This window comes from Paraburkholderia sp. EB58 (genome assembly GCF_050436665.1).
Taxonomy (GTDB): domain Bacteria; phylum Pseudomonadota; class Gammaproteobacteria; order Burkholderiales; family Burkholderiaceae; genus Paraburkholderia.
This window is the reverse complement of the sequence record NZ_JBNDMQ010000013.1, coordinates 118,229-130,012: the sequence shown is the minus strand read 5'-3', so window position 1 is coordinate 130,012 and position 11,784 is coordinate 118,229. Positions and strand designations below refer to the sequence as shown.

Below are 11,784 nucleotides of genomic sequence, written 5' to 3'. Positions count from 1 at the left end.
TGACCAGGCAGGATAACGAATTGATGTGCCGTACCAACGCTGGTACCGCGATGGGCAACGCGATGCGTCGCTTTTGGATCCCGGTGATTCAATCGTCGGGCATGCCGGCGCCGAATGGTGAACCGAAGACGATTGAGCTGCTGGGCGAGCGGTTTGTGGTGTGGCGTGATCAACAGGGGCGTCCGGGTCTCTATGCGGAGGGCTGTCTGCATCGGGGCGCTTCAATGCAATTGGCACGCGCCGAGGGCGACGGCTTGCGCTGCATTTACCACGGCTGGAAGTTTGCGGTGGACGGAACTGTGCTGGAGACGCCCAACGTCGAGGATCCAAGATTCAAACAGCGCATCAAGGGGCGAACCTATCTCGTGCGGGAAGCAGGCGGTATCCTCTGGGGTTACCTGGGGCCGCAAGGTGAAGAGCCGCCGCTCCCACACTGGGCATTCATGGACCAGCCGGAGCTCCACCGCATCAATGCCTGCGCGGTTGTCAACGCCAACTATGTTCAGGTCATGGAGGGTCTCGTCGACTCATCACACCTGACGGTGCTCCATAGTTCTGCGCTGGCGAGGACTAACGACTCGGACCTCGACTACGCGAAAAAGACGTCTCACATGCAATTCGACGCCGCCCCCAGGATCGAGGCGGACGAGACCGACTTTGGTTTCCATTACGTGGCAATTCGTCAGACCGACGGAAAGCGTATCGCGCGAGTCACGTCGTTCATCGCCCCTTGCTTCATCGCCAACGCGAACGGGGATGTCTGGCTTGCGATCGTGCCTGTCAACGACGAGCGCTGCAACCTTTATCACGTCTGGTGGGATGCCGAAAAGCGCATTGGCGTGGAACCTTTGCGCAGCGAGCAGCTTACATTTGTTGGGTTGGACGACCCAACGCTTCGCAAATACGGAATGACGGCCGACACCTGCGACTCCCCCTCAGCGATGTCTGTCGCGAACGGCTATCGCCAGGACCGGCCTCGGCAGCGAAGCGGTCACTTCACCGGCTTCGACAGCATCACGCAAGAGGACGCGGCCTGCAGCGTATCGAGCGGCGCAATCCGCGACCGCTCGCAGGAGCTGCTGTCAACAGCGGACATCGCTATCAGTCGCCTTCAACGCTGCCTGCTCACCTACGCCCGAGCCGCCCGCGACCAGAAGGAGATAGCCGCACTGCGAGCGGACGCCGGCAGTGCGATCGGTGTGTCCGGTGAAATCGGCCTTGAAGACGACTGGCGCATCCTGGTGCCCCATCACCGGATCCTTTCATCTGCAGCAGCGCGCGTCGAGCGCAGTGAATAACACAGCTACGATAGGAGTTCGAATATGTTGAGCCGCGAAGATAACGACGTCCTTTGCCGCGTCGGCCCCGGTACGCCGGGAGGCACTCTGATGCGACGTTTCTGGCACCCCGTTTGCACGTCCGCGCAGCTACCACAGCCCGACTGCGCCCCCCTACGCGTGCGTCTGCTCGGCGAAAACTACGTTGCGTTTCGCGACACGGCAGGTCAGGTAGGATTCCTCGAAGAACTTTGTATGCACCGGGGGGCGTCGCTAGCGCTCGGAAGAGTCGAGGAAGGCGGAATCCGCTGCCTCTACCACGGGTGGAAATTCAGTGCGTCAGGTTCCGTACTCGAGACACCCAACAACGCAGACCCCAAGTACGCAACACGTATGAAGGCGCCGGCGTTTCCTGTGCGGGAAGCAGGCGGCATCGTTTGGGCCTATGTGGGCCCGCCCGACCTCCTTCCGGCGTTTTCGCGCTACGCATTCATGGACGCAGCACCCAGCCACCGAGTAGTCCTGCGTATCAATGTTGCCTGCAACTACCTGCAGTTGGTGGAGGGCGGGGAGGACAGCTCGCACGTAGGCGTACTGCATACCAACATGGCACGGCCTGGCTGGAAAGACAACGATTTCACACCCAATCCGGACGTGGTCAACCCTGCGGCACTCGCCTCCAATGACCTGGAGCCGGCACTGAAAATCGAAGAAACCTCGTTCGGATTCCAGTACGTCGCACTACGTAAGACCCAACAGCCGGGCGTGCGCAACGCACGTGTCGTACCGTTCATCGTGCCGTATGGCCGAATCATCCCAGCCCCGGCGTTCCTGTTCACCGTCCTCGAGGTTCCCGAGGATGACACGCACACGAGTACCTATATCGTCGTCCACGGAGAGACCGCCATAACAGAAGAGAAAATCATTGAACTGCTGGGACTGAATGATCCTCGCTACTACGACCGCAAAAACTGCGCCTTCACGGCTAGCTGGGCGGACGTATTCGGCCAGAACCGCGAGCTGATGAAAGAGAATTGGACCGGCTTACGCGGGGTCGAGGTGGAAGACGCAACGATCGGGCTTTCCCAGGGACCGCTTTATGACCGATCCCGCGAGCATCTTGTGCCTGCCGACCAGGCTGTCGTGCGCGTTCGCCGCGTGCTGATGGAGTCTGTTAAACGCGTGATGGAAAACAAGCAGCCTGCTGCGCTCGGGCTCGATCTGCGCGGTGTGAGCGCCTGTGACGCGCAACTCGAAGACGGAGCGGCATGGCAAGACCTGCTACCGTCCCATCGCCAAACCGTCGAAGCCTAGGAGGTACGCATGCCCGCCGATAGCACTAACAGCAACGTTCCGGACTACTTATCGCTCCTGCGACTCGATGGTCGAGGCTTCGTGGTACTCGGTGCCGGCCAGGGCATTGGCGCGCAGACCGTCCACGCACTTGCTCAGGCCGGGGCACGAGTCCTGTGCGTGGACCAGGACGAAAGGCTTGCTCGCGACATAGCTGACCAGGCAGGCGGCATCCCTTGCGCGGCAGATGCGGCATCACGCCCAGACATGGAGCGTGTGTTCGGCAAGGCACGCCACGAGTTCGGCCGCGCGCATGGAATTGTCGACATTATCGGCGTGGCAGGAATCAAGCCGCTTGCCGCGGTAGATGACGCCTCCTGGGCGAGGCAATTCGACATTGTGTTGCGCCACGCCTATCTGGCAATCCAGATAGGCGGCGAAGTGATGAAGGCAGATGGCGGTGGGACTATGGCGTTTGTTGGCTCACTAGCCGGAGATCGGGCAGTGCCAAACGAGGTGGCCTACGCTTCGTCAAAGGCGGCATTGCACCACCTCGTACGCTGCGCAGCGGCCGAATACGCTCAGGACAACGTGCGTATCAATGCCGTGGCGCCGGGCTTTGTCCGCACGCCTCGCCTGAACCAGCGCCTGGACGCAGCAACCTGGGCCGCCATCGGCGAAGCCATTCCAATCGGACGAGCGGCCACGCCGGCAGAGATTGCTGGCCACCTCTTATTTCTGGTCTCGGACCTAAGCGCCCATATGACGGGCGAAATCGTCGCTGTCGATGGTGGCACTCACGTCCTCGCCGCCATTCCTCACGTAAGCTTCGCCCCTTCGGCAACGCCGACACCGTGAGACCGGAATGCCTTCATCTCAAGAACGGATCCCCTCGTCACCGCGGACGATTTCTGTCGCTGAGTTACAATCGGTCGCGACTGTACGATCTTCCCAGGAAGCCGCAAAGATGAGCCCAGCCGCCACCAAGCAAGCCACGTCCGCCCGAAGCCGCAAGAAGACCGTATCGAACCGGGCCGAGGCTCGCCACGCCGAAGCTGCAGCGAAGACACCTACTCCGGGTAGCAGCCTCGTCGAATTCATCAACCTGCAATGGCAGCGCGAATACAGCAGTCTGGATCTGTCGAACTTCTTGCTGGCAATCTATTTTATGCGACTCGGTACGCTCGTCGAACTCGCGTTTGACAAGATGTGCCAGGAACTTTGGGGCATCAGCGGATCGGACATGCGCGTCCTGTTGGCGCTGCGTCGCAGCGGCCACCCGTATGCAAAGCGACCGACCGATCTGTATCGCTCTCTACTCGTTACTTCGGGCGCAATCACCAAAAAGATCGATCGGCTTGCTAGCCTTGGCATGGTCGAACGCCAGTCCGATCCCAGTCACGGCGGCGGCTCGATCGTTCTTCTGACGAGGAAGGGCCTCGACGTGGTCGAAAAGGCCATTGTGAAGCTTGCTGAAGAGTCTTCGATCGCACCTGCGATGACGCACTTTACGGAAGCCGAGCGGTCCAGTGGTACAGAGTTCTGTTTGCGTACCTTGGCCCTGATAGAAGAATTGAACGTCCCGGCAATCGAAGACACCGAAAGCATTGACTCGAAGCCTCGAGCCAAAGCGACGCGTCGGCCATCCCGCGACAGTCGTTAATCACATCACACTGCCGGCGGATCAAAGGTCCCGCAGCAAACACCTGGCGCCTGACTCAGCGACCTCGAACAGCAGGGCATATACCGATCGTTCGGTACCTTCTTCTCGTCCGTAAGGTAAAGGTCGCGGTGCTCACGCGTCCTCGCCACGACGCGCGTCACACACTTACCACTCCCCCTGTGCCCATGAGCGCGGAATTTCAATCCCGTGCTCATGAAGCATGTCGCTGTCCGCCCATCCCAGACGCTTTGCTGGGCCTGTCACGAACTCGATGAACCCTTCCGGTCCGCAACCGTAGGCAGGCGCCTCATCCGTCGGCACAGCCCAGGAATTCATTCGCCACGTTGGGACCGCCTTGATCGTTTTCAGGGTATTTCCTGGCCGCGGCAAACTGGTTGACACGCCGCTGCCGACATCCTAATATACAACTATGCTGTACGCATTCATTATTGTTGAATGCAGACGCAAGAGCCTGGCAGGAGACATCAAGGCTTTCAGGATCGCCATCATTTATTAAGGATTCCTTTCAATGAAAAGCATCTACTTTGAACGTCGTCAGAACGTAGGCCACATCGTATTGGCCAATCCTCCCGCGAATCTCATCGCGGCTGATTTCGCTGACAGCCTCGAGACGGCCGTCCGGGAAGCCAGCAGTGCCGATATCCGCTCGCTCCTGATCCGTGCGGAGGGCCCTAATTTCAGCCGCGGCGGCGACATCCTCGATTTCATCGACAAAGGTCTCGATGATTGGCGGACATTCATATCGCAGATGCACTACACCTATCGCTCAATCGAAGCCCTCCAGATCCCGACGATTACCGCGGTGCGCGGCGCGGCGTTCGGTGGCGCATTCGAGCTGGCACTCGCTTGCGACTTCATCGTCGCAGCGGAGAACGCCACCTTCCGGTGCATTGAAGCCTCCGTTGGCACGGCGCCCGTCGCGGGCGGCGTGCAGCGTCTCGCGGAAAAAGCAGGGCGTGCGTATGCAGCACGTTACGTGATGCTAAGCGAGCCCATGTCCGGCACGACCGCCGGCCAACTCGGTGTTGCCGCCTTCGTCGTCAGCGAAGACCAGGTCGAAAAGGTCGCTGAAGATCTCGCCATCAAGCTTGCCAGCGGCCCTACGCGCTCGTATGGCGCCATTCGCGCCCTCCTCAAGGCATGGTCGAGCGGAGGCGTGGCCGGCGCCGACGCGCTGATCCTCGACCTCACCATGGGGCTGCACACTACGGAAGACGCCAGGAAAGGTCGAACGGCCCGTGCAGAAGCCGTCATTCGCGGCGAGGAACCGGCTCCGGTCGTTTTTCTCGGCAAGTGAGCCCACAGGCAAGCCCATTGCACGGAAGATATTGATGAAGACGCTTTCCCATGAACGCGGAACACGTTCCCCAGAGCTGATCGACAAAACCATTGGCGATGCATTCGACGAAGTCGCCAGCAAAATGGGCGACCACGTCGCGGTAGTCAGCCGCCATGAAGGCGTCCGGCTAAGCTACAACGAACTTCGCGAAAAGTCGGACCGGCTCGCGGCTGCGTTGCTCGACTCAGGGCTCAAGCCGGGCGACCGGATCGGAATCTGGTCCCACACGAACATTGCCTGGCTGCTGTCGCAGTTAGCTACTGCAAAGGCCGGCTTGATACTCGTCAACATCAACCCGGCTTATCGGACCTCGGAGCTGGAGCATGCACTCAACCTGGTAGAGTGCAAGGCCATCGTGACAATGGTCCGATACAAGTCGAGCGAGTATCTGAACATGTTGCGGGAGCTGGGAAAGACCCGCCTGCCGACCCTCCAGGCGATCTGGTGGATAGATGAGGCCGACTGCCCGGACGAAGCTGGCGCGCAACGCTTCTCCGAGTTGCTGCGCTTTGGCGCTGCAGACAGTGCATCGCTTCAGGACGCACGCCGTACCGTGCGCCCTGACGACGCCGTCAACATCCAGTTCACCAGTGGGACGACCGGGCTTCCCAAGGCCGCTACGCTGAGTCATCGCAACATCCTCAACAACGGTTTCTTCGTGGGCGAGTGCATGAAGCTCACCCACGTGGATCGCGTATGCGTCCCGGTCCCGATGTACCACTGCTTCGGCATGGTGATGGGCAATCTGGCCTGCCTGACCCACGGTTCGACAATTGTCTACCCCGCGGAGCGCTTTGATGCCGAAGCCGTTCTGGAAACCGTACAGGCGGAAAAATGCACGGCGCTATACGGGGTGCCAACCATGTTCATCGCTGCACTCAATCACCCGCGCTTTGCGGAGTTCAATATGAGCAGCCTGCGCACCGGCATCATGGCCGGTTCGCCTTGCCCGATCGAGATCATGAAGCGGGTTGTCGGCGAAATGCATCTGTCCGAGATCACGATCGCTTACGGCATGACGGAAACGAGTCCGGTAAGCTGTCAAAGCGTGACGGACACCCCGGTCGAGAAGCGGGTATCCACGGTCGGTCAGGTGTTGCCTCACCTCGAGATCAAGATTGTCGACCCGCTGAGCGGCCAGACCGTAGAGCGTGGTCAGCCCGGTGAACTCTGTACCCGCGGCTACTCGGTCATGCTCGGCTACTGGAAACAGCCTGACCGGACGCGCGACGCAATCGACGCGGAAGGCTGGATGCACTCGGGCGATCTCGCCACGATGGGTTCGGACGGCTACATCAATATCGTCGGGCGCATCAAGGATATGGTCATTCGCGGCGGTGAAAACCTCTATCCGCGTGAGATCGAAGAGTTTCTGTACACCTGCCCGGGGGTTCTCGACGTACAGGTGGTCGGTGTGCCGGACAAGCATTTCGGCGAAGAACTTTGCGCATGGATCGTCGCCAGGGAGGGAACGGCTCTGGATGACGCTGCAGTCCGCGACTATTGCAAGGGCCGAATAGCCCATTACAAAGTCCCCAAATACATCCGCTTTGTCGACTCGTTTCCGACCACCGTGACGGGAAAAATCCAGAAGTACCTGATCCGCAAGATCATGAGCGACGAGCTTGGACTGAACGAACAACACACAGCGTGATACCTCGCGTTTAGGACCCCAAACCAATTGCATTGCCACAACTCAACGGAGTGCTGACATGGCAGAAGTTGACATACAGACCGTCTATTTCGTCGCGAAGGATATGGCCAGGTTGGAAGATTTCTATGCATCGGCGCTGGGGATGCCCGTCCAGTTCCGCGACGACAACAAGTGGACTCAATTCCGCCTGCAGCGTAGCGCATTTGCACTGAGCTCGGCAGAGGAAGCGGCACAAGGAGCCGTCGGGGCCGTCCCCGTCTTCCAGGTTGCCGGGGAAGCTCGGGACGAGGTCCGGCAGAAAATCGTGTCCGCAGGCGGCCAGCTCCTCGCGCAGCGAGACATGGGCACGCACGGCGTTGTCGCCACATACAAGGATCCGGAAAAGAACATCTTCCAGGTATTCAGCAAATCTTCGGCTCGCTAAGTCAGAAGCTCACTCATTTCGCACCTTACTGGAAAGTCGATGAAATTCGGTATATTTGACCAAAATGATCGCAATGGCCTGCCTATTCATAAGCAGTACGAAGATAGAATGCAGATCATCGAGCTTTACGACAGGCTCGGCTTCCATTGCTATCACATGTCGGAACACCATGCGACCACGCTGAGCGCTTGCCCGTCGCAAAGCGTGTTTCTTGCCGCTGCCGCGCAGCGCACCAAACAACTGCGCTTGTCGCCGCTGGTCTACATTCTCCCGATCCACCACCCCGTGCGTCTTGCTGAAGAAATCTGCATGCTCGACAATCTGAGCGGCGGCCGTCTGGAGTATGGCGTGGGCCGAGGCGCGTCGCCCCACGAAATCGAGGCGCTCGGTATCGATCCGTCCACGGCTCAGGCCAGATACGTCGAGTCGTATGAAATCATCAAGCGGTATTTGAGCTCGAAAACCCTCAACTATCAGGGGACGTTCTGGCAATTCAACGACATGCCGATCGAGCTCAAGCCGCTGCAGACGCCGCCTCCGACCTGGTACGCGCTGGCGTCGCCCGAGTCAACGGTATGGCCCGCGCAAGAGAAAATGAACATCGTGTGCGGCGGCCCGGTACAGCGAGTTAGAGCAATCACCGATCGATATCGCGAAGAATTCGCAAAACGGCATCCAGCCACCACTGAGCCGCTCATCGGCGTGAATCGCTATATCGTTGTTGCGGAAACGGACCAGGAGGCCATGGAAATTGCCTCGCGCGCATGGTCGGTCTTCTATCCGAACTTTTTCAAGCTCTGGAAGAAGCACGGAACGCAACCGGTCAACCAAAAGCTTCCGCCGACGATTGAGCCGCTCGTGGAATCGGGCCTCGCCGTAGTGGGCCGGCCGGAAACCGTTCGTGAGAAGCTGCTGCAGCAGGCGCACGATGGCGCTTTCAACTATCTCATCGGAACGTTCATGTTCGGGGACATGTCCGTCTCCGAGGCAAAGACGTCTATCGGCCTGTTTCACGAGTCCGTCATGCCGGCGTTCAGCGAGTCGCAAAAGGTTCTGTCATGAGCGGAAGTACTTCGTTAGACGAAGAACGTTCTGCAATCAGGACGTTCGACAAACGTCAGCTGAGAGATGTACTGGGGTCCTTCGTGACCGGTGTCACCGTGATCACCACGCTCGATGCCGAGGGAAAAATGCACGGCCTCACCGCCAATTCGTTTTCCTCAGTATCACTGGACCCGCCTCTCGTTTTATGGAGCCAGGCAACATCCGCGGGAAGCCATTCGGCGTTCAAGGATGCTGGGAGATTCACCATCAACATCCTGGCTGAGCACCAGCACGCCCTCGCCAACCACTTTGCGACCCGTTCGCCGGACAAATTCTCCGGCATCGACTATGACCTTGGTGTCGACGGCCTGCCGCTATTGCGCGATTGCAGCGCATGGCTGGAGTGCAAAGTGGTCTCCCGCTATCCAGGCGGAGACCATGTGATTTATGTCGGGTCGGTGGATTGCATTCGCCAGAACACACGACGTCCGTTGGTATTTGGTGGTGGACAGTATCTGGTCGCCGACCCGCACGACCTCGGCATTGCGCCAGTCGGAACGGAGGGTGCGATGAAATCGCAGCCCCATGCTGTCCGGCTGGCCAGCCGCGCGATGTTGCGGCTCGCACGCACACTGGACAAGACACTCGCGCTGGTGGCGTGGGGCAATCACGGTCCCACGGTGATCGCGTGGCAAGCCGCAACCACGCCCGTGGTCGCCGATCTGCCGCTGGGGCTTGTGCTACCGGTGACATCCTCCGCGTCAGGGTTGGCTCTCGCGGCGTTTCTTCCGCCCGAAGCCGTCGATCGATTCGTGACGGCGGAGCTGCGTGACAACGGCCGACAAGCGTCTGGCGAAGCGCCCCTCACCGCGAAATCACTCGCAAGCGTACTCGACTCCGTAAGGACTTCTCATGTCGCAACGAGGCGCCCCGGGCCGTTTTATGACGACCGGGTGCTCGCCAACGCCATCAGCGTGCCCATTCTTTCCCCCAGCGGACTGGCCGTGCTGGCCCTGACGGCCATCGGCCCTGCAGAGAATTTCGATGCCGCGCCGGACGGCCCTTGTGCGGAAGCCTTGAAGGCCGCCGCGCATGAAATCTCCGCTGCATTGAGAGAAGCGTGAATTGGCATTTAGCTACCTTAAAGCGACTGATATATCGGCCAAGGTCCAATCATGACTGAAACAGATAGCCAACTCCTTGAATCCTCGTTACCCGTGATCGAACACGTGCAATCGCGTCTCCCCACATTCGGAGACGAACGGGTCATCGCCTATCGGGCGTCCGGCGACAAACACGCGCCTGCCATCGTACTGTTGCATGGCATGGGTTCGAGCTCGGCGGGATATCGCGCGCAGCTCGCCGCACTGAGCAAGAACCATCGAGTGATTGCCTGGGACGCCCCCGGCTACGGGCAAAGCAGTCCCTTTGCCATCAACGCTCCGGCTGCCACGGATTATGCAGACGCGCTCGCGGACCTGATGTCTGCGCTCGGCATAGCGCGTGCAACCGTCGTAGGCAGTTCATGGGGTAGTGTCATCGCCACAACGTTTGCGGCACGGTACCCGCTGGCTACGCGCGCTCTCGTATTGAGCGCGCCCAATGTCGCACGAGGGCATCTATCCGGCGCGGAGCGCGACGCGGCGCGAGAAGCCCTGATGCGAAACGCAGCGGCGCAATCGCCTGAGGCGCGCGCCGCCGTGGTCAACGCTCTGCTCGCTCCGAGCGCTAGTGCCCAGGTTCGCACGCTCGTATCCCGGCTGAGAGACGCGGTGACCCCGACAGGCTGGGAACACGCCGTGGACATGCTCTTCTCCACGCACACGCCATCCGTCGTCGCTTCGATCCAGGTGCCGATCTCCGTCATTGTCGGCACCCTGGACCGGCTCGCTCCAGTTGAGGACCATGCTCGGCCCATTCACGAGGCTGCTCGCCATTCGACACTCAGCGTGCTCGAGGAAATCGGCCACATGCCGAAGCTTGAGGCGCCGGAGGCGTTCAATTCCATCGTGCTGGCAGCTGCCGCAGCCGGGACAGACTGACATCAGAGCCCGGTTTCTAGCCGATTTTGAGGGGGACCTTTCCGCCCAGTGCAACCGTAGCCCGAACCGCGCTATCGAGCAGCGCCTTGACCGCGTTACCTTCAATCTCCGTGTTCAGTGTTGCAGGCGATCCGATGAGACTGATCGCAAAGCGGAGATCTCCGTCTCTGTCCCAGATAGGGGCTGCGATAGACACGTAACCCATGTCCCCACGATGAACCGTTGTGAAGCCACAGTTGCGCAGTTCAGTGATCGCCTCTTCCCGCAAGGACGCCGGACTCCACTCCTCTCCCGCAGACAGTTCGCGGCTGATGAGAGCGTCAGTGCGCGCGGGTTGAAGGCAAGCAATGAACAGCTTTCCCGCAGCAGTGGTGACCAGCGGAATCAGGCCTGTTCTCAGCTCGAGAATACTGCGCGTCTGCCCCTCCTGCTTGAAGAGACTGACCGGTCCATCTTCGGTCCATGCGGTTACGGCTGCGCCACTCAGGGTTGCTTCCCGCAACGCGATCACCTCGCGACGAACGATATCGAACCCGTCCAGCTGGTTGATTGCGCTCATACCCAAAGCAAGCGACGCCGGCCCGAGCTTGTAGCACCCCGGCTTTTCGTCCGGAGACACAAGCCCGGTCCGCACCAGACTGATCATGTAGTTACTTGTCGCGCTCGGAGACAGTTCGGACAACGCAGCAATCTCCTTGAGAGGCAGTGCTCGCACGCTCGTCTGCAACGACGAAAGGATTCGGAATGCAATCTCAACAGACTGAATGCCACGCCTCGTAGTCACATCGTTCATTTTTGGGCCATATGGAAGTCACAAAAAATCGCCGCCGCGGGTTTCCACGGACGGTCCCCATGTTGACACCTCTAGGGGCGGCCCCTATAGTGTTCAACATACATTATGTCATTCATTATTGTTGAATGCAACACCAGCAAGCCTGGAGGAGATCGGGGACAAGCGAACAACCGGAACAAAAGTCTGAATCTCTAGCGTTCCATATCATTAGTACTACAAACATTTTTTGTCTTT

The 11,784-nt window shown here is 59.6% G+C and carries 11 protein-coding genes; 10 read left to right on the top strand and 1 reads right to left on the bottom strand.

Annotated elements, in window-relative coordinates:
• The first annotated feature begins 50 nt into the window (after positions 1 to 50).
• From P3T40_RS20470 to P3T40_RS20425, 10 genes are all read left to right on the top strand, one after another.
• Positions 51 to 1,298 carry a Rieske 2Fe-2S domain-containing protein gene (locus P3T40_RS20470; RefSeq protein ID WP_429269552.1) on the top strand — a complete coding sequence of 416 codons (1,248 nt, stop codon included), beginning with the start codon at positions 51 to 53 and terminating at the stop codon, positions 1,296 to 1,298.
• 24 nt (positions 1,299 to 1,322) lie between these two features.
• Positions 1,323 to 2,591: a Rieske 2Fe-2S domain-containing protein gene (locus P3T40_RS20465; RefSeq protein ID WP_429269551.1), complete on the top strand. Its 1,269-nt coding sequence runs from the start codon at positions 1,323 to 1,325 to the stop codon at positions 2,589 to 2,591.
• 9 nt (positions 2,592 to 2,600) lie between these two features.
• A complete protein-coding gene (locus P3T40_RS20460) occupies positions 2,601 to 3,428 on the top strand; it encodes an SDR family NAD(P)-dependent oxidoreductase (protein ID WP_429269550.1) in 828 nt (275 codons plus the stop codon).
• A gap of 109 nt (positions 3,429 to 3,537) precedes the next feature.
• Entirely contained in the window at positions 3,538 to 4,233 is a 696-nt protein-coding gene (locus P3T40_RS20455; RefSeq protein ID WP_429269549.1) for a MarR family winged helix-turn-helix transcriptional regulator, read from the top strand.
• 529 nt (positions 4,234 to 4,762) lie between these two features.
• Positions 4,763 to 5,551 carry an enoyl-CoA hydratase/isomerase family protein gene (locus P3T40_RS20450; RefSeq protein ID WP_429269548.1) on the top strand — a complete coding sequence of 263 codons (789 nt, stop codon included), beginning with the start codon at positions 4,763 to 4,765 and terminating at the stop codon, positions 5,549 to 5,551.
• A 34-nt stretch (positions 5,552 to 5,585) separates the two neighbouring features.
• Entirely contained in the window at positions 5,586 to 7,247 is a 1,662-nt protein-coding gene (locus P3T40_RS20445) for an AMP-binding protein (protein WP_429269547.1), read from the top strand.
• A gap of 58 nt (positions 7,248 to 7,305) precedes the next feature.
• On the top strand, positions 7,306 to 7,671 hold the full coding sequence (locus tag P3T40_RS20440) for a VOC family protein (protein WP_429269546.1): 366 nt from the start codon (positions 7,306 to 7,308) through the stop codon (positions 7,669 to 7,671).
• 39 nt (positions 7,672 to 7,710) lie between these two features.
• Positions 7,711 to 8,733, top strand: a complete 1,023-nt coding sequence (locus P3T40_RS20435; protein ID WP_429269545.1) for an LLM class flavin-dependent oxidoreductase — start codon at positions 7,711 to 7,713, stop codon at positions 8,731 to 8,733.
• Positions 8,730 to 9,839 (top strand): flavin reductase, encoded by a 1,110-nt coding sequence (locus P3T40_RS20430; protein ID WP_429269544.1) that lies wholly within the window; start codon positions 8,730 to 8,732, stop codon positions 9,837 to 9,839. Before P3T40_RS20435 ends, P3T40_RS20430 begins: the two co-directional genes overlap by 4 nt.
• 51 nt (positions 9,840 to 9,890) lie before the next feature.
• Complete coding sequence (locus tag P3T40_RS20425) at positions 9,891 to 10,757, top strand: alpha/beta fold hydrolase (RefSeq protein WP_429269543.1); 867 nt, start codon at positions 9,891 to 9,893, stop codon at positions 10,755 to 10,757.
• A gap of 16 nt (positions 10,758 to 10,773) precedes the next feature.
• Here P3T40_RS20425 and P3T40_RS20420 read toward each other — a convergent pair whose 3' ends face one another.
• Positions 10,774 to 11,550: an IclR family transcriptional regulator gene (locus P3T40_RS20420; protein WP_429269542.1), complete on the bottom strand. Its 777-nt coding sequence runs from the start codon at positions 11,548 to 11,550 to the stop codon at positions 10,774 to 10,776.
• Between the last annotated feature and the right edge of the window lie 234 nt (positions 11,551 to 11,784).

Coding starts and splice junctions, on each gene's coding strand:
- P3T40_RS20470 (WP_429269552.1), top strand. CDS start 51: ATGGGCAACGCGATGCGTCGCTTTTGGATCCCGGTGATTCAATCGTCG.
- P3T40_RS20465 (WP_429269551.1), top strand. CDS start 1,323: ATGTTGAGCCGCGAAGATAACGACGTCCTTTGCCGCGTCGGCCCCGGT.
- P3T40_RS20460 (WP_429269550.1), top strand. CDS start 2,601: ATGCCCGCCGATAGCACTAACAGCAACGTTCCGGACTACTTATCGCTC.
- P3T40_RS20455 (WP_429269549.1), top strand. CDS start 3,538: ATGAGCCCAGCCGCCACCAAGCAAGCCACGTCCGCCCGAAGCCGCAAG.
- P3T40_RS20450 (WP_429269548.1), top strand. CDS start 4,763: ATGAAAAGCATCTACTTTGAACGTCGTCAGAACGTAGGCCACATCGTA.
- P3T40_RS20445 (WP_429269547.1), top strand. CDS start 5,586: ATGAAGACGCTTTCCCATGAACGCGGAACACGTTCCCCAGAGCTGATC.
- P3T40_RS20440 (WP_429269546.1), top strand. CDS start 7,306: ATGGCAGAAGTTGACATACAGACCGTCTATTTCGTCGCGAAGGATATG.
- P3T40_RS20435 (WP_429269545.1), top strand. CDS start 7,711: ATGAAATTCGGTATATTTGACCAAAATGATCGCAATGGCCTGCCTATT.
- P3T40_RS20430 (WP_429269544.1), top strand. CDS start 8,730: ATGAGCGGAAGTACTTCGTTAGACGAAGAACGTTCTGCAATCAGGACG.
- P3T40_RS20425 (WP_429269543.1), top strand. CDS start 9,891: ATGACTGAAACAGATAGCCAACTCCTTGAATCCTCGTTACCCGTGATC.
- P3T40_RS20420 (WP_429269542.1), bottom strand. CDS start 11,550: ATGAACGATGTGACTACGAGGCGTGGCATTCAGTCTGTTGAGATTGCA.